Annotated in this window: 20 protein-coding genes; 6 read left to right on the forward strand and 14 right to left on the reverse strand. The window is 69.3% G+C overall.

The window, feature by feature from the left end; translation table 11 throughout:
• Positions 1-15: 15 nt before the first annotated feature.
• From ABI385_RS15385 to ABI385_RS15415, 7 genes are all read right to left on the reverse strand, one after another.
• Positions 16-606 (reverse strand): PadR family transcriptional regulator, encoded by a 591-nt coding sequence (locus tag ABI385_RS15385; protein ID WP_348104640.1) that lies wholly within the window; start codon positions 604-606, stop codon positions 16-18.
• Complete coding sequence (locus ABI385_RS15390) at positions 606-1,661, reverse strand: DUF4097 family beta strand repeat-containing protein (protein WP_348104641.1); 1,056 nt, start codon at positions 1,659-1,661, stop codon at positions 606-608. Before ABI385_RS15390 ends, ABI385_RS15385 begins: the two co-directional genes overlap by 1 nt.
• Positions 1,662-1,766: 105 nt before the next feature.
• A complete protein-coding gene (locus ABI385_RS15395) occupies positions 1,767-2,498 on the reverse strand; it encodes a GDSL-type esterase/lipase family protein (protein WP_407068290.1) in 732 nt (243 codons plus the stop codon).
• Between the two features lie 86 nt (positions 2,499-2,584).
• Complete coding sequence (locus ABI385_RS15400) at positions 2,585-2,758, reverse strand: DUF6104 family protein (protein ID WP_348104642.1); 174 nt, start codon at positions 2,756-2,758, stop codon at positions 2,585-2,587.
• 23 nt (positions 2,759-2,781) lie between these two features.
• Positions 2,782-6,621, reverse strand: a complete 3,840-nt coding sequence (locus ABI385_RS15405; protein WP_348104643.1) for a multifunctional oxoglutarate decarboxylase/oxoglutarate dehydrogenase thiamine pyrophosphate-binding subunit/dihydrolipoyllysine-residue succinyltransferase subunit — start codon at positions 6,619-6,621, stop codon at positions 2,782-2,784.
• Between the two features lie 263 nt (positions 6,622-6,884).
• Positions 6,885-7,673, reverse strand: a complete 789-nt coding sequence (locus ABI385_RS15410) for an ABC transporter permease (protein ID WP_348104644.1) — start codon at positions 7,671-7,673, stop codon at positions 6,885-6,887.
• Complete coding sequence (locus ABI385_RS15415) at positions 7,670-8,686, reverse strand: ABC transporter ATP-binding protein (protein WP_407068291.1); 1,017 nt, start codon at positions 8,684-8,686, stop codon at positions 7,670-7,672. The genes ABI385_RS15410 and ABI385_RS15415 overlap by 4 nt, the downstream gene beginning before the upstream one ends.
• 188 nt (positions 8,687-8,874) lie before the next feature.
• On the opposite strand from ABI385_RS15415, the gene ABI385_RS15420 reads away from it, so the two are divergent.
• Positions 8,875-10,239 carry a hemolysin family protein gene (locus tag ABI385_RS15420; protein ID WP_348104646.1) on the forward strand — a complete coding sequence of 455 codons (1,365 nt, stop codon included), beginning with the start codon at positions 8,875-8,877 and terminating at the stop codon, positions 10,237-10,239.
• A complete protein-coding gene (locus ABI385_RS15425; protein WP_348104647.1) occupies positions 10,236-11,294 on the forward strand; it encodes a hemolysin family protein in 1,059 nt (352 codons plus the stop codon). The genes ABI385_RS15420 and ABI385_RS15425 overlap by 4 nt, the downstream gene beginning before the upstream one ends.
• A gap of 3 nt (positions 11,295-11,297) precedes the next feature.
• Here the strand turns inward: ABI385_RS15425 and ABI385_RS15430 are convergent, their stop codons facing one another.
• Entirely contained in the window at positions 11,298-12,092 is a 795-nt protein-coding gene (locus ABI385_RS15430; RefSeq protein WP_348104648.1) for an SDR family oxidoreductase, read from the reverse strand.
• 30 nt (positions 12,093-12,122) lie between these two features.
• Positions 12,123-12,758: a PadR family transcriptional regulator gene (locus ABI385_RS15435; protein WP_348104649.1), complete on the reverse strand. Its 636-nt coding sequence runs from the start codon at positions 12,756-12,758 to the stop codon at positions 12,123-12,125.
• An 83-nt stretch (positions 12,759-12,841) separates the two neighbouring features.
• On the opposite strand from ABI385_RS15435, the gene ABI385_RS15440 reads away from it, so the two are divergent.
• On the forward strand, positions 12,842-13,609 hold the full coding sequence (locus ABI385_RS15440; RefSeq protein WP_348104650.1) for an ABC transporter permease: 768 nt from the start codon (positions 12,842-12,844) through the stop codon (positions 13,607-13,609).
• Positions 13,610-13,632: 23 nt separating this feature from the next.
• Here the strand turns inward: ABI385_RS15440 and ABI385_RS15445 are convergent, their stop codons facing one another.
• From ABI385_RS15445 to ABI385_RS15460, 4 genes are all read right to left on the reverse strand, one after another.
• Positions 13,633-14,343: a phosphatase PAP2 family protein gene (locus ABI385_RS15445; RefSeq protein WP_348104651.1), complete on the reverse strand. Its 711-nt coding sequence runs from the start codon at positions 14,341-14,343 to the stop codon at positions 13,633-13,635.
• A gap of 84 nt (positions 14,344-14,427) precedes the next feature.
• Positions 14,428-15,693: a YncE family protein gene (locus ABI385_RS15450; RefSeq protein WP_348104652.1), complete on the reverse strand. Its 1,266-nt coding sequence runs from the start codon at positions 15,691-15,693 to the stop codon at positions 14,428-14,430.
• On the reverse strand, positions 15,690-16,310 hold the full coding sequence (locus ABI385_RS15455) for a polysaccharide deacetylase family protein (RefSeq protein ID WP_348104653.1): 621 nt from the start codon (positions 16,308-16,310) through the stop codon (positions 15,690-15,692). The genes ABI385_RS15450 and ABI385_RS15455 overlap by 4 nt, the downstream gene beginning before the upstream one ends.
• Before the next feature lie 323 nt (positions 16,311-16,633).
• Positions 16,634-17,125 carry a phosphatase PAP2 family protein gene (locus ABI385_RS15460; RefSeq protein ID WP_348104654.1) on the reverse strand — a complete coding sequence of 164 codons (492 nt, stop codon included), beginning with the start codon at positions 17,123-17,125 and terminating at the stop codon, positions 16,634-16,636.
• Between the two features lie 138 nt (positions 17,126-17,263).
• Between ABI385_RS15460 and ABI385_RS15465 the strand changes: the two genes are divergently transcribed.
• The 3 genes from ABI385_RS15465 to ABI385_RS15475 all read left to right on the forward strand — a co-directional run bounded on the left by ABI385_RS15465 (position 17,264) and on the right by ABI385_RS15475 (position 18,920).
• Positions 17,264-17,653 carry an ArsR/SmtB family transcription factor gene (locus ABI385_RS15465; RefSeq protein ID WP_407068292.1) on the forward strand — a complete coding sequence of 130 codons (390 nt, stop codon included), beginning with the start codon at positions 17,264-17,266 and terminating at the stop codon, positions 17,651-17,653.
• 1 nt (position 17,654) lies between these two features.
• Positions 17,655-18,140: an SRPBCC domain-containing protein gene (locus ABI385_RS15470; protein ID WP_348104656.1), complete on the forward strand. Its 486-nt coding sequence runs from the start codon at positions 17,655-17,657 to the stop codon at positions 18,138-18,140.
• 105 nt (positions 18,141-18,245) lie between these two features.
• Complete coding sequence (locus ABI385_RS15475) at positions 18,246-18,920, forward strand: DUF5995 family protein (protein ID WP_348104657.1); 675 nt, start codon at positions 18,246-18,248, stop codon at positions 18,918-18,920.
• Between the two features lie 347 nt (positions 18,921-19,267).
• Here the strand turns inward: ABI385_RS15475 and ABI385_RS15480 are convergent, their stop codons facing one another.
• On the reverse strand, positions 19,268-20,173 hold the full coding sequence (locus ABI385_RS15480; protein WP_348104658.1) for a haloalkane dehalogenase: 906 nt from the start codon (positions 20,171-20,173) through the stop codon (positions 19,268-19,270).
• Between the last annotated feature and the right edge of the window lie 232 nt (positions 20,174-20,405).

Below are 20,405 nucleotides of genomic sequence, written 5' to 3' on the forward strand. Positions count from 1 at the left end.
GGAGGAGCGAGCGGGTCAGCGATCCGCGATCACTGCGCGGATCCGGGTGGCGGCGTCGCTGAGGATGTCGACGACCTCCCGGGTCTGCTCCGTCGTCAGCCCGCCGCGGCGCCAGGCGCGACGCACGTCGTTGCGGAACGTGTTGACAGCGCGTTCCACGTCGGCGTACGCCCCGCCGTCATCCCACGAGTCTCGGCCGCCGACGGGCGTGGCCGTGGCACGGGCCTCGCGAGCCGCGTTCTTCAGCTCTGCCCGCAGGTCCCGGGCCTGATGCTGGACCCGGGACCGGACGTCCTCGGCGAGCTGGCGGACCGACTGGTCCAGGTCCGCGCGCAGGTTGTGGACATCTCCTTGTCGGGCGCGCACCTCGGCGCGTCCGGCGTCGGTGATCCGGTAGGTCGCTTTGCGGCCCTCGTCGCTGCGCTCGACGAGACCCTCCTCCTCGAGCTTGGCCAGCCGCGGGTAAACGGTGCCGGCGCTCGGCGAGTACAGGCCGTTGAACCGGCTCTCGAGGTCCTGGATCACCTCGTAACCGTGCCGTGGGCCGTCGTCGAGCAGGGTCAGGACGTAGAGGCGCAGCTGCCCGTGGGCGAACACGGGGCTCATCAGCGGGCCGTCCAGCCAGAGTCGGTGCTGTCGCTGTCGGTACCGTCCGAGCTGTCGCTGCTGTCGGTACCGTCCGACGGATGTTCCCCGGGCGGTACGTCCTGAGGCAGCACGCTGGTGTCATCCCTCGGGATCTGCTCGGTCGGGGGCGTGACCGGCTGCGTGTCCGGCTGCGTAACCGGCTGCGTAACCGGGCGGTCCTGGGGGTATGCCTGGGTGTCCACCGGGTGGGAACGCAGCACGACGACGCTGCCCGAGACGGCGTTCGCCTTGATCTCGAGGGCGCCGTCCCCTTCGCGCAGCCGGCCTCCACGGTCGTGCTTCCCGTGACTACCGGCGGCTCGGGTGAGCTGACGGCCGTCGACGACGACCTGCCCGCTGGCGGTGTTGCCCTCGACGTCGAACCCCGAGAAAGGGGCCCGCACGGTGACGTCTCCGGAGACCGAGTTCGACTTGATCCGCGACCTGCCCGAGACCAGGTCGAGAGCGATGTCCCCGCTCACCGTGTTCACCTTGACCTCGGGCAGGTCGCTGGCCTGCAGGGTCACCGGACCCGAGACGGTGTTGATGCTCGTCGGGCCGGTCAAGGCGTCACCCTCGACGCCGCCGCTGACCGTGTTGAGATCGATGCCACCGCGCACGTCGCTCACAGTGATCGTGCCGGAGACGCTGTTCACCTTCACCCTGTTGTGCAGCCCGGATACCACTGCGGCGGCGCTCACCGAGCTCACGGTGGCACGAGCCTCGACGGGGACGGAGATGCTGAGCACGACGCGGTTCTTGCCGAACGTCTCGAAGGTCCGCTTGAGCATGTCCATGATGTTCTTGTCGTCGTCCTTGCCGTGGATCACCCGCAGCGTGCCGCCGTCCCACTTCACCCGGACAGGCAGGCCCTCCACGGAGGTGACCTCGACCCGAGCGGTGGGGGAGTCGTCGTGGGTGACGACGTCGACGCGACCACCGACCACACCCACCTCGAGCTTGGTGACGCGCTCGTGCTCGTCGCCCACATCGAGGACTTTGGGTCCGTCGATCTGCCACTCCTGTGCCGTCATGTCCGCTCCTGGCCCGCGCCGCGCGCCGGACCTCCCGGCATACGCGTTATATCGCGTTCTGAAAAGACACGTTATATCGCGTTGGCGGAGGGCGCAAGGACGCGGTCAGGACGTGATGCGCATCCAGTCGTACCAGCCGTGGTGCAGCACCAGCCAGGCGATCAGCCCGTATCCGGCCTGACCTGGGTGCACCCGGTCGGGGGAGGCGTTGAGATCGGAGAGCCACTGGTCGTGGGCGACGAGCGGCCGGTAGCAGTCGACGTAGGCCACCCCGCGGCGCGAGCAGACGTCGGCCTGCGCGTCGGACAGCGTCTCGATGCGGGCGTTGACCTCGGGGTCGAGGGTGGGGGCGAGGCCGACGACGAACGCCGCGATCCCGCTGGTGGTCGCCTCGTCGAGGATGTTGGCGAGGTTGAGGCGAGAGCGAGCCAGGCTGACGCCCGAGAGGGTGTCTGCCGCGCCGACCGAGATGATGAGCCGGCGCTCACCGCGGTTCGCCCAGCGCGCAGCGGTCTCGCCGCGCCACCGCGCCATGACGTCACCGGAGGTGTCGCCGCGCACGCCCAGGTTGTATGCCGTCAGGTCGAGGTCCGGGTGCTGGGTGCGACTGACGACTCGGCCGACCCAGCCGAGCCCCTTGGGGTCGCCGTAGCCCGCGGTCATCGAGGCGCCGACAAAGCACAGTCCGACATCCCGACGTCCCTCGACGATGCTGAACTCGGCACTCGGGGTGAACTTCGGTGCTGCTGCATGGTCGGGGTGGTCGGGGTGGTCGGGGTGGTCGGGTGAGTCGCTGTGGGCGTCCCGCGGTGGCGTGGGAGAAGGCTGGCCGGTCACGGTGCCCATCGTGGCATCACCCGCGCGGTTCTTCTGCGACCGGCTCGCGGCCGGGGTCAGTCGTCGTCAGTTGTCGTCAGTCGTCGTCAGTCGTCGTCATCGAGCCGGGCGAGCCAGGTCGCCAGCCTCTCGACCGGCACTTCGAACTCGGGGTTGAGGTCCACGAAGGTCCGCAGCTGCTCGGCCAACCAGTCGAAGCTGACGTCCTCCTCACCACGACGGGACGCCAGCTCCTCGATGCCGCGGTCGGTGAAATACACGGGCTGCCTCGGCGAGGACGCGCTCAGCGGTCGAACGCAGCCGCGACCAGGGCGGCCTGTTCGAGGTCGTGCTGCTTGTGCGACCCCGTCGCCGGTGACGCCGACGCAGCCCGGGAGACGACGCGCAGCGGGCGGGTCTCGCCCTGCTCGGCCATCGCCTCGGGCAGGTTGAGCGCCATGAACGGCCAGGCGCCCTGGTTGCGGGGCTCGTCCTGAACCCAGACGACCTCTGCGCCGGGGTACTCGGCGAGCGCCGCGACCACCTCGGTCGCCGGGAGCGGGGCGAGCTGCTCGACGCGCAGGATCGCTGTCGTGGCGTCGACGCGCTTGGTACGCTCCGCCTCGAGGTCCCAGACCACCTTGCCCGACGCCAGCAGCACCCGGCTCACGGCGGTCTTGTCGAGGTCGACACCGGAGTCCGGCAGCACCGCCCGGAAGCCGCCGTTGGTGAAGTCCTCGACGCTGGACGCCGCGGCCTTCAGGCGCAGCATCGACTTCGGCGTGAAGACGATCAGCGGCCGGCGCGGACGGGCGTACGCCTGCTTGCGCAGCAGGTGGAAGTAGGACGCGGGGGTGGAGGGGTAGGCGACGGTCATGTTGTCCTCGGCGCACATCTGCAGGTAGCGCTCGATGCGCGCGGACGAATGGTCCGGACCCTGGCCCTCGTAGCCGTGGGGAAGCAGAAGCACGACCGACGAGCGTTGGCCCCACTTCTGCTCGGAGGTGGAGATGAACTCGTCGACGATCGACTGGGCGCCGTTGGCGAAGTCGCCGAACTGGGCCTCCCACAGCACCAGCGCATCGGGGTTCTCGACGGAGTAGCCGTACTCGAAACCCATTGCCGCGAACTCGCTGAGCAACGAGTCGACGACCCAGAACCGGCCCTGTCCCTCACCGAGGTAGAGCAGCGGCGTCCACTCGGACGCGTTGTTCTTGTCGATCAGGACGGCGTGCCGCTGCACGAACGTGCCGCGGCGGCTGTCCTGTCCGGCGAGCCGGATCGAGGTGCCCTCGCCCAGGATCGTCCCGAACGCGAGCAGCTCGCCCATCGACCAGTCGACGCCGCCGTCACGCGTCATCTGCATGCGGCGCTCGAGTAGCTGGCGCAGCTTGGGGTGCACCGTGAAGCCGTCGGGGACGTTGGTGAACGCGTCGCCGACAGCTTGCAGGGCCTCGAGGGAGACGGCGGTGTTGTTCTTCCACCTCGGAGCAGCAGCGTCGTCGGCCGCCTGGGAGGCCGGCTTCTCCAGGCCGCTATGACCGGCGACGTCGGAGCTGGGGTCGCGCTCGGGCTTGGCCGGCGTCTTGATGGCTTCCTTGGTCTCGAGGAAGACCCGCTCCAGCTGCTGCTGGTAGTCGCGCAGCGCCGCTTCGGCGTCCTCCGGAGAGATGTCGCCACGACCGATCAGCGCCTCGGTGTAGAGCTTGCGGACCGAGCGCTTGGCCTCGATCAGGTTGTACATCAGCGGCTGGGTCATCGAGGGGTCGTCACCCTCGTTGTGACCGCGCCGCCGGTAGCAGATCAGGTCGATGACGACGTCCTTGTTGAACGCCTGCCGGAAGTCGTAGGCCAGCTCGGCCACCCGGACGCAGGCCTCGGGGTCGTCGCCGTTCACGTGGAAGATCGGCGCCTGGATCATCCGCGCTACGTCGGTGGAGTAGACCGAGGACCGCGACGCAGACGGCGACGTGGTGAACCCGACCTGGTTGTTGATGACCACGTGGATCGTGCCGCCGGTGCGGTAGCCGCGCAGCTGCGACAGGTTGAGCGTCTCGGCGACCACGCCCTGACCGGCGAACGCGGCGTCCCCGTGAAGCAGGACGGGCAGCACCGTGAACGCCTCGCCCGCGAGGTCGAGGCGGTCCTGCTTGGCGCGCACAATGCCTTCGAGCACGGGGTCGACCGCCTCGAGGTGCGAGGGGTTGGCCGCCAGGTAGACGTTGGTCTTGGAGCCGTCTTCAGAGCTGAACGTGCCCTCGGTGCCGAGGTGGTACTTCACGTCCCCGGAGCCCTGGACCGACTTCGGGTCCTGCTGCCCTTCGAACTCGCGGAAGATCTGGCCGTAGGACTTGCCGGCGATGTTGGCGAGCACGTTGAGCCGCCCGCGGTGAGGCATACCGATGCACACCTCGTCCATGCCCTCGCTCGCGGCGCGGCAGAGCACGCGGTCGAGCAGCGCGATCACGGACTCGCCGCCCTCGAGGGAGAACCGCTTCTGCCCGACGAACTTGGTCTGCAGGAACGTCTCGAACGCCTCGGCTGCGTTGAGGCGCCTCAGGATTCGCATCTGCTCGTCGCTGCCGGGGCGGGCGTAGGACACCTCGACCTTGGACTGGATCCAGGCCCGCTGCTCGGGGTCCTGGATGTGCATGTACTCGATGCCGACGGTGCGGCAGTAGGAGTCACGCAGGATGCCGAGGATGCGGCGCAGCTTGAGGAACGGCTCGCCGCCGAACCCGCCGGTCGCGAACGACCGGTCCAGGTCCCACAGGCTGAGGCCGTGGGTCGTGACATCGAGGTCGGGGTGCCGGCGCTGGCGGTACTCCAGCGGGTCGGTGTCGGCCATGAGGTGGCCCCGGACCCGGTATGCGTGGATCAGCTCCTGGACCCGGGCCACCTTGTTGATGTCGTCGTCATGGGTGGCCGAGATGTCCTGCATCCAGCGGATGGGCTCGTAGGGGATCCGCAGCGACTCGAAGATCTCGTCGTAGAAGCCGTTCTCGCCGAGCAGCAGCTGGTGGACGACGCGCAGGAAGTCGCCGCTGACCGCGCCCTGGATGATTCGGTGGTCGTAGGTGCTGGTCAGCGTGAGGATCTTGGTGACCGCGTTGCGGTTGAGGGTCTCGCTGCTGGCGCCCTGCCACTCGGCGGGGTACTCGAGGGCGCCGACGCCGATGATGGCGCCCTGGCCTTCCATCAGCCGCGGCACGGAGTGAACCGTGCCGATGGTGCCGGGGTTGGTGAGCGAGATGGTCGTGCCCTGGAAGTCCTCGACGGTCAGCTTGTTGCTGCGCGCCTTGCGCACCACGTCCTCGTAGGCGGTCCAGAAATGGACGAAGTCCATCCGCTCGGCGCCCTTGATGCTCGGAACGAGCAGCGTGCGGGTGCCGTCGGGCTTGGCGAGGTCGATCGCCAGCCCCATGTTGACGTGCTGCGGCGTGACCAGGACGGGCTTGCCGTTCTCGTGGCCGAAGCCGTTGTTCATCTCGGGCATCGCCCGCAGCGCCTTGACGAGGGCGAACCCGATGAGGTGGGTGAAGGAGATCTTGCCGCCTCGTGAGCGGGCCAGGTGGTTGTTGATGACCACGCGGTTGTCGATGAGCAGCTTGGCCGGGACGGCTCGCACACTGGTGGCGGTCGGGACGGAGAGCGAGCTCTCCATGTTGGTGACGACCCGGGCGGCGGGACCGCGCAACGGGGTCGTGTGAGGTGAGGTGTCGACCTCGACGCCCTTGACGACGGGCCCGTCCCGGGGCGTGGGGCTCTTGGCCTGGGCGGCCTCGACCGTTGTCGCGGGCGTCGTCGCGGGCGCAGGGAGTGGCGCGGTCGTGGTCACCGCCGGGGCCGGTGCGGGCGACGGTGTTGCCTTCGGTGCCGCCTTCGGTGCCGCCTTCGGTGCCGCGGGAGCCTTGGCCGGTACAGCAGTGTCGGCGGCGCCCGTCGCACCATTCGAGCCGTTCGCACCGTTGGAGATGCCGTTAGCGCCGTCGGGCGTGTAGTCGGCGAAGAACTCGCGCCAGGTGTGGTCCACCGAGTTCTTGTCCTGGAGGTACTGCTGGTAGAGCTCGTCGACCAGCCACTCGTTGGGTCCGAGTGCGGTCAGGGGGTTGTCAGTCCGGGTCGTCCGGCTCTGGTCGGGCACGGCGGATTCGCCTCTTTCGTCACGTCTTCAGCGACGTTGCAACGGGAAGGTGACACGCAAACATTCCGACACTTTTCAGGGACATCGAGAAGCGATCTGCCTGTGCGCTCCCCACGCAACACAGGCATTCAGTCTAGACCCGCGCTCTACCGCCCGTGACCCGACCCGCGCACACCCACCGGGGCACCGGAACGTCGGCGAGAACGACTTCGGGAGTGCCGCGCCCGGGTTTCAGAGCGCGGCACTCCCACACCCGAGAGCGGTCAGCTGATGTCGCGCCGCACCGTCAGCCACGACCCGATCCCGGACATGATGGCCGCGTACGCCGCGAGCACCAGGGCGCCGGCCCACCACACCAGGTCCTTGCTGTCCCCTTGCGTCACCCCTGCCGTGATGGCCGAGCTGGCCCGGCTGGGGAAGTACGGTGCGATGCCTTCTCCCCACGACTGGAACGAGAAGATCACCGCGACGATGGGCTCGACAATGAATGCCGCCCCGATGGTGATCAGCAGGGCTGCCACCTGGTTGGGGATGAGGATGCCGGCACCCAGCCCGATGAGCGCCCATAGGCCCAACACGAGGAGGCTGAGCGCGAGGGTCCGCCAGATCGAGGAGTCGGGGAAGGGCGAGTAGCCCTTGATGGCGATGATGGTGGCTCCGACGCTCACTGACCCGAGGAGCGAGATGGCGCCGTACAGGGCGCCGATGCCCAGCAGCGAGATGATCTTGGCGCCCATCACCTTGACCCGCTTGGGCTCGGTGAGGAACGTCGAGGTCACCGTCTTGTGCCGGTACTCCGCCCCGATGGTCATCACGCCGATGGCGAGCGTCAGCAGATAGCCGACGCTGAGGCCGGCCGTGTAGACCGACCTGACAAGAGCGGGGTCGGCCAACGTCGGGGCCTGCTGGCCGGGGGTGGGCGGGCCGTTGGCGCCCAAGAAGGCCGTCAGCGCCGCGAACCCTGCTCCGAGGATGAAGACGCCGATGGCCATGCCCCACCACATCCGGGTCGTGAAGAACTTGAGCAGCTCGGCCTTGATCGCGCGGGTCATCGGGCGCTCCTTTCGACGGGCTCCCCTTGGAGTGCCGAACCACTACCCGCCGCACCGTCCTGCGGGTCGGCGAGGTTGCGGTTGCGGTTCTCCGGGGTCGAGGTCAGCTGGAAGTAGAGCGACTCGAGGTCGGTGGAGACGCTTCGCAGCTCGTGGATCGGGACGCCCGAGTGCAGTGCGACGTCGCCGATCCGCGCCATGTCCTCGGTCCGCACGGTCAGGCCGTCGGACCCGTCGCGCTCGGACGTGAGCCCGGCCGCGAGTAGGGCACTCCCCAGCTCGTCGCGTCCGGGTGAGCGGACCAGCACGGTCGGCTCCCCTCGCAGGTCGTCGATCGACCCCTGGGCCACACTGAGCCCGTTGGCGATGATGACGACGTCGTCGACCGTCTGGGCGACCTCCTGGAGCAGGTGGCTGGAGATGAGCACCGTCTTGCCCTCGCTCGACAGGTGTCGCAGGAACCCGCGCAGCCACCGGATGCCTTCGGGGTCGAGCCCGTTAGAGGGCTCGTCGAGGATGACCGCCTTCGGGTCCCCCAGCAGCGCAGCCGCGAGGCCGAGCCGCTGCCGCATACCCATCGAGTAGCCGCCGGCCCGCTTGCGAGCGGCGGCCGGTATGCCGACCAGCTCGAGCATCTCGTCGACCCGGGCGTCCGAGATTCCGGAGGCCGCGGCAAGGACGCGAAGGTGGTCGCGGCCCGACCGACCAGGATGGAAGTTCGTCGACTCCAGCGCCGAACCGACCTCCCGAAGCGGGTTCGTGATGTCGTGGTAGCTCCTGCCGCCGATGGTCGCCGACCCGGACGTGGGTCGGATGAGGCCGAGCAGCATGCGCAGCGTGGTCGTCTTGCCGGCCCCGTTGGGACCGAGGAAGCCGGTGATGCGGCCGGGTTCGACGACGAAGTCGAGCTCGTGGACCGCGGTGAAGTCGCCGAACCGCTTCGTCAGGCCGCGCACCTCGATCCGGGCGCCGGTGTCGGCGGCGGGCCGTCGGGACTGCGTCGCCACGCTCATAACGCACCCTTCTGTCGCATGCGGATGAATGTCGCCGGTGGTGTCATGCCTCGATCCAACCAGCGTCCGGCGTGCCACGGATCCATCCCAGGGCGGAACACGAGCAGGTTCAGGGTCAGGTCAGGGTCATACCCCAGGGGGAGCGGGCGGATACCCCGAGGCATAGGGCCTCCTAGGATGAAAGGACTATGACCGCCTGGCTGCTGGCGCTCGCCGCCGTGGCGCTCACGGCGGGGACCGCGTTGTTCGTCACTGCCGAGTTCTCGCTCGTCGCACTCGACCGGCCCAGCGTGCAGCGGGCCGCCGAGGGCGGGGATACCCGCGCTGCGACGGTGCTGCGCTCGCTACGGCAGCTGTCCACCCAGCTGTCAGCGGCCCAGGTCGGCATCACCTTGACCACCTTGGTCGTCGGCTATCTCGCCGAGCCCTCCATCGGGTCGCTCCTGCACGGCCCGCTCAGGTCCGTCGGACTGTCCGACGGGACGGCGACGTCGGTCGCGACGGCGCTCGCGCTGATCCTGGTGACACTGTTCTCGATGGTCTTCGGCGAGCTGCTCCCACAGTTTCTCGGCATCAGCGCTCCGCTCGCCGCGGCCAAGGTCGTCGCGGGTCCGGTTCGCGCCTTCGCGGTCCTCATCCGGCCGCTCATCGCGATCCTCAACGGGTCCGCCAACGCGTTCCTGCGGGCGCTCGGGGTCACCCCGCAGGAAGAGCTGTCCAGCGCACGCACCCCGCAGGAGCTCGCCAGCCTGGTCCGGCGCTCCGCACAGCAAGGCACCCTCGAAGCGGACACGGCGCAGATGCTCACCCGGTCGCTGAGCTTTGGCGGTCAGACCGCAGCCGACGTCATGACCCCCCGGCTGCGCTGCTCCGGCCTCCACCGGACGGCAAGCGCGGCCGACGTCGTGCGGTTGGCGAGAAAGACCGGGCATTCCCGCTTCCCGGTGATCGGCGACGACTGGGACTATGTCGACGGGTTCGTCCACGTCAAGAAGGCGATCGCCGTGCCGCAGGAGCGCCGCTCGGATGTGCCGGTGAGTGCGCTGATGACGCCTGCGGTCCTGGTCCCCGAGACGATCCGGCTAGACCCGCTGCTGCTGCAGCTGCGCGCCGCCGGGCTACAGATGGCGGTCGTCGTCGACGAGTACGGCGGGACCTCGGGTGTGGTCACGCTCGAAGACGTCATCGAGGAGATCGTCGGCGAGGTGAGCGACGAGCACGACCGCTCCCAGAGCGACGGCCAACGGCTGCGTGACGGTTCCTGGGTCGTCCCCGGCCTGTGGCGTCCCGACCAGGTGCGTGACCAGCTCGGTGCGCTGGTCCCCGACGGACCGGCGTACGAGACCGTCGGCGGGTTCCTCATGGCCGCCCTTGGCCGGGTCCCGGAGGTCGACGACGAGGTGGCGGTGCCCGGCTGGCTGCTGCGCGTGGCGCGGATGGACGGCCGCCGGGTCGACCGGGTCAGGATGGTGCCCCAACCCGAGGGCGGTTCAGGGGGCGCGACCGGGACGGACGACGACAGGACAGGCGACACGGCCGGGAATCCATCGTGAGCCACGCCCTCGCCCTGTGGATCTCGGTGCTCCTGCTGCTCGGCAACGCGTTCTTCGTCGGCGCGGAGTTCGCGGCGATGGCGGGGCGGCGCTCGACCCTCGAACCGATGGCCGAGGCCGGCAGCGCCCGAGCCCGTCTCGCTCTCGACGCGCTGGAGCACATGGGGTCGATGCTCGCCACGGCCCAGCTCGGGATCACGGTGTGCTCCGTCGGCCTGGGCGCGCTCGCGGAGGCGGCGCTGCACGAGATGCTCGATGACGCCTTCCATGCGCTGCACCTCGACCAGTGGGTCGGGGAGGGGTGGCTGGGTCCGATCTCGCTGGTCCTCGCGTTGCTCGTCGTCGTCTACTGCCACGTCGTGATCGGCGAGATGATCCCCAAGAACCTGGCCATCGCCGGACCCGACCGCGCTGCGCTCCTGCTGGTGCCGCCGCTGCTGGTCATCGCCCGGAGCCTGCGCTACCTCGTGCGGGTCATGGAGTTCATCGCCAAGGGCCTGGTCCGGTTGATCTTCCGGATCGAGCCCAAGGACGAGATCACCAGCGCATTCACCGCCGAGGAGGTCGCGCACATCGTCGCGGAGAGCCACGAGCAGGGGCTGCTCGAGCAGGAGCGCGAAGGGCTGGTCCGCAGCGCCCTGGACTTCAGCGACAAGGTGGCCTCGCAGGTCGCCGTGCCGGCCGAGGACCTGGTCACCGTGTCCTTCGGGGCGACCCCCCTCGACATCGAACGGCTCGTCGCGCGGCGGGGGTTCTCCCGGTTCCCGGTGCGGGACGCCGACGGGGAGATCGCCGGGTACCTCCACCTCAAGGACATCCTGTATGCCGACGACGCACGGCTCACGCAGCCGGTCCCCCTCAAGCGGGTGCGCCGGCTCGCGACGGTCAGCCCGGACGACGACGTCGACGACGTGCTCCGCACGATGCAGCGCACCGGCGCCCACCTGGCGCGGGTGGTCGACGCCGACGGTGCGGTCAGTGGGGTCGTGTTCCTCGAGGACGTCCTCGAGGAGCTCGTCGGCGAGGTGTCCGACGCGACCCAGCGCCGAGGCTGAGGTTCAGGGCGAGGCCTTCACGACCAGCCAGCCGCCGTCGACGGGGATCTCGGCACCGGTGACGTAGGACGCGTCCGCCGAGGCCAGGAAGGCGATGACGGCGGCCACCTCCTCGGGCGAGCCGAGGCGCCCGGCAGCCGTGGCGGCGGCGCCGACCGCTCGGTCCTCGGGGGTCACGCCGGCCCAGGCGGGGGTCAGGATCGGTCCGGGCAGCACGACGTTGACCCGCACCTGCGGGCCGTACTCGACGGCCAGCTGGTGCGTCAGAGCGATGAGCGCGCCCTTGCCGGCGGCATACCCCGGCTTGCCCGGCATCCCGACCCTGGCGTGCACCGAGGACACGAACACGATGCTGCCGTCGGCACGTCCGTCGCCGGTGAGCAGGTCGGGCAGCAGGGCGCGCGTCCCCAGGAACGCCCCGCCGACGTTGACCGCCAGCTGGCGTTCCCAGGACGCGAGCGACATCGAGGCGAGCGGGCGGATCTCGGTGGTGTAGGCGTTGCTGACGAACACCCCGACCTGGCCCAGGTCGTCGTGCACCCGCTGGGGCAGCGCGTCCCAGAACGTCTCGTCGGAGACGTCGCCCCGGTATGCCGCAGCCGCACCTCCGTCGGCCCGGATCTGCTGCGCCACGACCTCGCCCGCTGGGTCCAGGTCCACAACGGCCACCGGCCGGCCCCGAGCCGCGAGCAGTCGCGCCGTGGCCGCGCCGATGCCGGCGGCTGCCCCGGTGACGACGGCCACTCGGCTGGGCGTCGTCGATGGCTGCGCAGTCGAGCGAACAGGCGGAGGGGGCACGGGCCTATTGTCGCGGGTGCCGCCTCGGGGTCAGGTCGTCCGGCCCGCGCCACGTGCCGGGGGCGCCGGTCTCTCGCTGTGGTCGGTGTGAGTGTCTGGCGGCGCTGCGGACGCCGCGCCCGTTCTCACAAGTGTCGCCTCGACGTGGTCGAGCCAGCGGGCCTCGGCCTCCGCGCCGAACAGCAGGTTCTCCAGGACGAGCGACCAGGCCAGGTCACGCTCCGGCGAGGTTGGCGGTAGTCGCACCCCTCGAGGATGCGACCCGGGCGTCGCCTTGAGGCGCGTGAGGTCCCGCAGGTGGCGCATCGTGGCGGTCCGCTGAGTCTGCACGACCGCGGTGACGTCGACCCCCGGGGACGTCACCGCTAGCGCGAGCTTGATCACGAGCTCGTTGCGGGGCGTCTCCACCCGGCCGACGGGAGACGCCCACCAGGCGGCCGTCACGGCACGGCCCTCGTCGGTGAGCTCATACGCGATGTGGCTGTCGTCGTCACCGCCGAGGTTGCGCACGAGCCCGTCGCGCTCCAGCCGGCCAAGCGTCGTATAGACCTGCCCGACATTGAGCGGCCACGCCCCACCAGTGCGCGACTCGAACTCCGTGCGCAGCTGGGCGCCGTACTTCGGACGTTCGGCGAGCAGCGCAAGCAGCCCTAGCCTGATGGACATCGACGTCTCCCATACCCGGTATGCGTGCAGTCGACCGCGAACCTATACCGAGTAGCCTGCCGGGCGGCTGAGAGGGTGGCCGGATGCGCATCCTCGCCCCCGACGACGCACTGCTGGCCATCGACGGCACCTCCGGGTATGTCCGTCTCGGTCTGCTGGTGGTCCTCCTCACAGGGTTGGCGGCCCTGGTCAACCATCTGGGCGGTTTGCAGTTCGCCCGCGCCGACCTGCTGGCGGCGACCCGGGCCACCGTGCAGCTCCTGGTCGTCGGCGCCCTCATCGCCGTCGTCCTGCGGTCCTGGTGGTTGACGGCCGCCTTCGTGCTGGTCATGCTGACGGTCGCGTCGCTCACCTCGGGCCGCCGGCTGGTGCCCCAGGGTCACTGGTGGTGGGCGGCAGCGCCGGTCTGCATCGGTGCCGTTCCGGTGGCCTGTTTGCTGCTCGTCAGCGGTCTGATCCCGCTGAGGGAGATCGCGGTCGTGCCGGTGATCGGCATTCTCATCGGTGGCGCCATGACGGCGACCACCCTGTCCGGGCGCCGCACGCTGGATGCGTTGCGGCAGAGACACGGCGAGATGGAGGCTGCCTTGTCGATCGGGTTCCTCACCCGGGACGCCCGGATCCTCGTGGCCCGTGATGACGCCGGTCTGGCCCTCGTTCCGGGGTTGGACCAGACCAGGTCCGTCGGACTCGTGACGCTCCCGGGTGCGTTCGTCGGCATGCTTCTCGGAGGCGCCACCCCGTTGCAGGCCGCCGCGGTGCAGCTGCTCGTACTGGTGGGCCTGCTTCTCGTGCAGGCTCTCAGCGTGGTCTCCACCGTCGAGCTGGTCGCCCGCGGCGTCATCCGCTGAGGCCGCACCGGAGGCATACGCGGTCAGAGCCGCCCCGTAGACGAGGCGGCCCCAGACTGGGCTGTAGCTGGATGCCAGCTGGGTACCCAACGCACGAATGCCATCGTGAGCAGACTCACCCAGGCCGCACCCAGCGCGAAACCCGCGAGGACGTCGGACGGGTAGTGAACCCCCAGGGCGACGCGGGAGAACCCGATTGCGAGGACGGCGGTGACGGCTAGCGCCCAGGCGACCCTCCGGAGCCAGAGCCGCAGCAAAGACAGCGTGAGGACCAGGAGCGCACCGAAGCCGGCCGCTGCCGCCTGGGAGTGACCGCTGGGGAAGCTTGCTCCTGGCTCGAGGACAAACGGGTGGGCCACGACCGGTCGTTCACGGCCCACCCACACTTTGACGGCACTGTTCAACAGCGACGACGAGGCCACGGTCACGACGAGGAAGAGCGCGCTCGTCCATCGACGACGAAGCAGCAGCAGCACGACGACGGCGACAGTCACGATCTCCCAGGACAGCCCGGAGCCAAGGTTGCTCACCGCCGTCATCGCGGACGGGAAGGGTGGGTGATCGAGCGCGAAACGGTGAACGCTTGCGACCACGCTGCGGTCGGCCGTCAACAGGGGTGCCCACGACAGCTCGACGAGCAGGAGGGCCAGGGCGAAAAGACTGACGCCGGCTGCTGCGATGACCAGTGTGACGTCCCGGGGGCGTCCCGGCAGCGCGACTCCGGAACCCAGCACACCCCCATGATCGGTCACAGGCCTGAGGGGGTACTGAGAACCTGACGTTGATTCCCGGGTCGACTCCTTCGCGCGATTGCGGCGTCAACGCATGTTGCCGGTGTGTCCCAAGGAGAACCGGCCCGGTTGCGGCCAGACCAGCAGTCCGTGGGGCCCGGGGTTGACGGGGATCGAGTGCAGCAGTGCCCCGGTGCTGGTGTCGATGACATAGACGCGCGCGTTGTACCGCCCCGACAGCCACAGCTGGCTGCCGTCGGCGGTGACACCGCCCATGTCGGGCGATCCGCCGCCCGGAAGCGCCCACTTCTGGACAGGCTGCAGGGTCGCCGCGTCGAACACGCTGATGCTGCCTTCGTCACGGTTGCTGACGTAGACCCTGTCGGCATCCCGTGACGGGTAGATCCCGTGCGCGCCTTTGCCGGTGGGGACGAACCTGGCGACCTCGAGGGTGTGGGCGTCGATGACCCACACCCCGTTGCGCATCATGTCGGCGACGATGAAGTGGGCCCCGTCCGGGGCCAGGCGCACGTCCTGGGGCATCGACGAGGCTCCTGGTTCCAGCCACGCCATCGGGCCACCCATTTTCCGCGCCATCGATGGGGGTGTCGCGCCGGGCGTGGTGATGGGGTTGAGGTCGATGACCTTCTGCACCGTCGTGGCGTTGGCGTCGAGCACCAGGAGCTGGCCGGTGAACTCGCAGCTGACCAGCATGGTCGTCAGGTCGGCGCTGAAGTCGGCGTGGTTGATGCCGCGGCACGGCACCGGCACGGAACGTCTGAGCGCCATCGTCGTCGGGTCGCGGACGTCGATGCGTTTGAGACGTTCCGCCATGACGAGGGCTTCGCTGCCATCGGGGGAGAAGTAGAGGTTGTACGGATCGTCGACCGGCACACTGCCCCTGACCCGTCCGGTGCCTGGGTCGATCGCGGTCAGCGTGTTCCCCGCATCGCTGTTGACCCACAAGGTGCTCAGGTCGTGGCTCGGCACGACGTGCTCGGGCGATCGCGCGACCGGGTAGGTCGCGACCACCGTGTATGAGCTCGGGTCGATCACCTGGACGGTCCCAGCTAGCTGGTTCGGCACGTAGACCAGCGGCTTTGCGTGAACTGCTGCGCCCTGCAACGCGTTTCGACCATCGTGAGCGTACGGGAGCGCCGGGGGCTGGCCAGACCCGCCCACCCCGATCGTGCTGTCGCCTGATGGTGCCGCCGGTAGCGCCTGCGGCTGAGCTCCTGCCGTCGCTGTGCCGGCAGCGACACTGGAGGCACCGTCGGCGTCGGCGCATCCACTCAGCATCAGCGTCACGGCGAAGGCCACCGCGGCCGCGGGGAGGTGGCGTCGCTGTCTCATGATGTCGTCGCCAGGAGCTGGGTCATGGTCACCGCGGCGAGTCCACGGGCGCGCAAGCCCGCCAGAATGCCCGGGAGTGCGGTGATGGTTCCTTGATGACCGAGGTGAAGGCTGACGATCGAGCCGGACCGGACGGCAGACAGAGTTCTGGTGCGCACCAGCTCGGCGCCGGGGTCGGCGTAGTCGACGGGATCAACGTCATAGGACACGCACCGCTGGTACCCGACCGTTCGCGCGGCCGCGGTGATGCTCGGCGTGCTGTGCGGCGTTCCGGACGGTCGGAACAGCAGTCCTGCAGACCCCACCGCCTTGGTCACGGCGTCGGCGCCGCGGCGTATCTCATCGGTTGCCTGAACCAGCGTCAACGAGGTCATGGGCTGGTGGCTCCAGGTGTGGTTGCCGAGGTCATGGCCGGCGGCGACGATGTCGCGACCTAGGGACGGGTTCGCGGCAAGCCACTGGCCGACCGCGAACACCGTCACCTTGGCTCCCGAAGCGGCGGTGATCGACAGTGCTTGCGCCGTGAGGTTCGGGTCGCCGGCGCCATGGAACGTCAATGCCACCGCCGAGACGACGGTGGGGCCGGTGACGATGTCGGGCCCGCTGACGCTCAGCACGTGAACGGCCGAACCGGACCCGCCGGCGGTTGATGTCGCGGCTGGGGGTGGTGACGGCGGGGCTGTCGATTTTCCGGCGACGTCCGTGGTCGTGGGGGATGTCGACGCGGATGACGCCGAGTGCTCCGGGCCGGTCGCGGTGCAGGACGAGGCTGCGGCTCCTGCGAGGGCCGCGAGGAGAACCACCCGTCGGGCGGGGTGACGAGATGCGCCGTACACGTCGACAGGTTCCCAGGTGCCGCTGGACGGCCCCTGAACTTCACCGTGGAGATCGTCGGTGTCGCGGTCTTCCGGGCGGCCAGGGCTCTTGGAGCTGGTCGACACTAGGCGACGGGTACGGCGGGGCCGTGGTCGCGGGCGGCTGACCGGCGTCGGTCGACGAACGAGCAGACAAGCGCGGTGAGCGCCACGGCCGCCACGGCAACGAGGAGCCCAGCCACGATGTCTTGCTGGTGAACGGTCGCGGCAACCCGGGCAGATCCCCCGATCACGCTGCAGGCGAACAGGACGAGGCCGATACGTCGGCGCACCGTGAGGACGAGCTGGGACACCGCCGCAGCATATGCGGTGTGGTCTGACGGAAACCCATTGTCGGCGGCGTGCCGGAAAAGTGCTGGGCTCAGGGGGTCGACGGCGAAGGGGCGAGGGTCGTCGTGCAGAAGGCCGGCGGTCAGCGCGAGCGCGAGCACCGCTCGGACGGCCAGGCCCCTTTTGTGAGGCCGCGGCAGCAGGAACCAGACGACCGCCGCCACAGTCGGCGCAGCGAACCTGACCCAGCGCGTACCCGTCCCCCCAGCCGGGACGAGATCGCCCATCTCGCGACCACGATGAACCCGGCTTCGCGCACGGCGCGCAACCCGCGTCGCGACCCGAGGGTGGCCCTGTCCATGACGCCCCGCGGCCGGGACCAAGAGCGCGTAATCAGACGTTGCAACATACAACTGATTAGTTGTATGGTGGGCCATGTGACCGAACGCGACGAGGACCGGGCCGACGCCCTGTTCCACGCCCTCGCCGACCGGACGCGGCGTGACATCGTGCGGCGGGTCCTGGCGGGGGAGCACTCGGTGAGCGCGCTCGCGGCGGCATACGACATGAGTTTTGCCGCCGTGCAGAAGCACGTGGCGGTCCTCGAGCGCGCCGGGCTGCTGACCAAGCGCCGCCATGGGCGCGAGCAGCTCGCCAGTGGTGACGTCGAGGCGCTGCGGTCGGTGGGCGCGATGCTCACCGAGCTGGAAGCCGTCTGGCGCGGCCGCGTCGCCCGGATCGACGACCTCCTCGCCCACACGGCATCCGAACCCGAATCAGCGACAACGAAACCGACCACCGAAACAGGAGCCTGACATGCCCGTCCGCGACGTCCTCCACGACCTCGACACCCTCACCATCACGTTCACGGCGGAGTTCGCCGCGACCGCCAACCGGGTCTGGGAGGTCTACACCAACCCGCGCCAGCTCGAGAGGTGGTTCGGGCCGCCGACCTACCCCGCGACCTTCGTCGACCATGACCTGCGTCCCGGTGGGCGGGCGACCTACTTCATGACCAGCCCCGAGGGCGAGAAGTTCGGCGGCTGGTGGGAGTTCACGACCGTCGAGGCGCCCTCGCACCTCGCCTTCGACGACGGCTTCGCCGACGCCGACCTCCACCCCGTCGACACCATGCCCGTGTCGCACAACGACTACCGGTTCAGCGAGGACTCCGGGACGACGACCGTCGTCACCGTGAGCACCTACGACTCCGCCGAGGCTCTGCAGAAGGTGCTCGACATGGGTGTCCTCGACGGCGCGACCATGTCGATCAACCAGATCGACGCGTTGCTCAGGGCCTGACGCAGGTGCACCCGCCTGACACCCTTCAGCCGTATGCGGTTCCGCCTCGAGCTGCCGAGGAGTCCAGTTGCCAGCGGGACGATGGCGACACGCCATACTCGACAGGTGAGCGTCCCTACGACAGTCGACGGCGTGATTGTCCGGCTACGGGAGATCGATGCCGAGCTCTCGCCCGACGACGGGGTTGCGGTGTTCAACCGGATGTATCTCACTGTCACCGAGCGCATCGCCGCTGTCATTGCCGATCCGACGATGTTCCGGGACTCGGAGATGATGGCCGAGCTCGATGTCGGCTTCGCCAACCTGTGGTTGGCGGCGTACGACGCGGACGCGGCACGACAGGCCGTCACCCCGGCGTGGCAGCCGCTGTTTCAGACACGTGGCGCCGGGCGCTTGCCTGTTCAGTACGCCGTCGCCGGGATGAACACTCACATCGAGCACGACCTCCCGATCGCCGTGGTCGGCATTTGTCGAGCTCGTGGCCTTGAGCCTGATGACATCCACGATGACTACGAGACGGTCAACAATGTCCTCGCCCAGGTCGAGTCTTCGATCCGGCGGTCTTTTCTTGACGCGCTGGAACGGGAGGTAGACGACCGAGTCGGTGCGCTCGTCCATCTGCTCAGTGGCTGGGATATCGACAGGGCCCGTGACCTCTCCTGGGTCACGGCAGAGACGATCTGGGCTTTGCGCCGAACGGGCCCCCTAGGTGACCGCTTCCTCGACGGTTTGAGTCACACCGTCGCCATGACATCCCGGGCCCTACTCATCCCCACCTGAGGACCGCGTCAAGGCCAGGTTGCCTGCGTCGAACAGCAACTCAGCAGCCAGGGCGCACCGATTGGTCGGGCGGCCGATCCACCGGAAGCACCAAGGACGATCGGGGTGTTCACAGGCTGTTGGTGACGCCGAACAGGGTGGCTCGGGCCAATCGGGTGACGAGCACCGGGTCGACGCCCTGTCGCCCGCCTGACGCCACCCCGCCCGTTCTCGGGTCAAGGAGCCAGCGGTGTTCGTAGTCCGAGTGATCCGCAAGCGCCGCCGGCCAGCTCGCGGCGCAATGACACAGCTTGCCTGCGCCCGTACGCGTGCTGTGTCGTGTCCTTCGCGGCTATCAGTGCTGCGGGTCAGCTCCGGATGAAGTCTGCGACGACCCGGCCCAGCTCCTGTCCGGCGTCCTCTTGCAGGAAGTGGCCGGCGTTGTGGATGGTTGGATGGCGGAGGCCTCGGGTGCCGGGGATGAGCTTTCGCAGGATTGGTGCCATCGCGCCGGTGATGGGGTCGCCGTCGCTGAACGGCAGCAGGCAGGGCAGCTCGCAGGCCGAAAGCACCTGCCATGCGGCGCGGTTCGCCTCGCTGGCGGGATCGTCAGGGCGGGTGGGTACCAGCCCGGGCATGGCTCGGGCACCGGCCTTGGCGCGCTCCTCGGGGAAGGGCGCGTCGTAGGCCGCGCGGACCTCGTCGGCCATCGGGCGCACGCAGCCAGCGGCGACCAGGCGACCGATGTCGAGCACCTCCGTCTTCTCGACCGCGCGACGGAACTTCCACCAGACCGCGGGCATGTCGAAGTCGCCGGTCGGCAGCCCGGTGTTGGTCGCTACCACCCGGCTGAAGCGATCCGGGTGCTCGGCGACCAGGCGCAGCCCGATCAGTCCGCCCCAGTCCTGGCCGACCAGGGTGACCTCGCGCAGGTCGAGGTGGTCGAACACCAGTTCCCGGGTCCACTCGACCAGCCGGGCGTAGGAGTAGTCGACCTGATGGACCGGTTTGTCGGAGCGGCCGAAGCCGACCAGGTCGGGCACTACGCACCGAATCCCACTTTCGGTGAGCACCCGGACCACGTGCCGGTAGAGGAACGACCACGAGGGCTCACCGTGCAGCAGTAGCGCCACGGGTCCGCCGGCCGGTCCCGCCTCGACATAGGCCACCCGTAGGGTGCCACCGTCGGGGTCGCCGACCTGGGCGTATGCCGGCTCCCAGGGGAAGTCAGGCAGTTGCTCGAAGGCGGCGTCCGGGGTTCGATAGACCTCCATGCCGGTCATTCTGGCCGTCATCACTGTGGAGGAAGATCTCGATGCGCCGCAGTTGGCCGGACCGCCGGCCCCTCGTCGTCCGATCAATGACCTGGCTCCGGCGCAACGAGGGCCCGGCTGACTTCACTCAAAGGACTCCCGTGGTCCAAGGGCGATCCTCTCGACTGAACCGTCCCCGGACGCCCTACGCCGGGGCCGCGGCTGGGCAGCCATATAGAGCTGTGCAGCCATA

Source organism: Lapillicoccus sp. (assembly GCF_039935575.1).
Classification (GTDB): domain Bacteria; phylum Actinomycetota; class Actinomycetes; order Actinomycetales; family Dermatophilaceae; genus Lapillicoccus.

Excerpts from the sequence above, each read along its gene's own strand:
- ABI385_RS15435 (WP_348104649.1), bottom strand. The coding sequence starts at position 12,758 with ATGTCCATCAGGCTAGGGCTGCTTGCGCTGCTCGCCGAACGTCCGAAG.
- ABI385_RS15450 (WP_348104652.1), bottom strand. The coding sequence starts at position 15,693 with ATGAGACAGCGACGCCACCTCCCCGCGGCCGCGGTGGCCTTCGCCGTG.
- ABI385_RS15390 (WP_348104641.1), bottom strand. The coding sequence starts at position 1,661 with ATGACGGCACAGGAGTGGCAGATCGACGGACCCAAAGTCCTCGATGTG.
- ABI385_RS15480 (WP_348104658.1), bottom strand. The coding sequence starts at position 20,173 with ATGGAGGTCTATCGAACCCCGGACGCCGCCTTCGAGCAACTGCCTGAC.
- ABI385_RS15440 (WP_348104650.1), top strand. The coding sequence starts at position 12,842 with ATGCGCATCCTCGCCCCCGACGACGCACTGCTGGCCATCGACGGCACC.
- ABI385_RS15410 (WP_348104644.1), bottom strand. The coding sequence starts at position 7,673 with ATGACCCGCGCGATCAAGGCCGAGCTGCTCAAGTTCTTCACGACCCGG.
- ABI385_RS15465 (WP_407068292.1), top strand. The coding sequence starts at position 17,264 with ATGGTGGGCCATGTGACCGAACGCGACGAGGACCGGGCCGACGCCCTG.
- ABI385_RS15385 (WP_348104640.1), bottom strand. The coding sequence starts at position 606 with ATGAGCCCCGTGTTCGCCCACGGGCAGCTGCGCCTCTACGTCCTGACC.
- ABI385_RS15460 (WP_348104654.1), bottom strand. The coding sequence starts at position 17,125 with ATGGGCGATCTCGTCCCGGCTGGGGGGACGGGTACGCGCTGGGTCAGG.
- ABI385_RS15415 (WP_407068291.1), bottom strand. The coding sequence starts at position 8,686 with ATGAGCGTGGCGACGCAGTCCCGACGGCCCGCCGCCGACACCGGCGCC.
- ABI385_RS15470 (WP_348104656.1), top strand. The coding sequence starts at position 17,655 with ATGCCCGTCCGCGACGTCCTCCACGACCTCGACACCCTCACCATCACG.
- ABI385_RS15420 (WP_348104646.1), top strand. The coding sequence starts at position 8,875 with ATGACCGCCTGGCTGCTGGCGCTCGCCGCCGTGGCGCTCACGGCGGGG.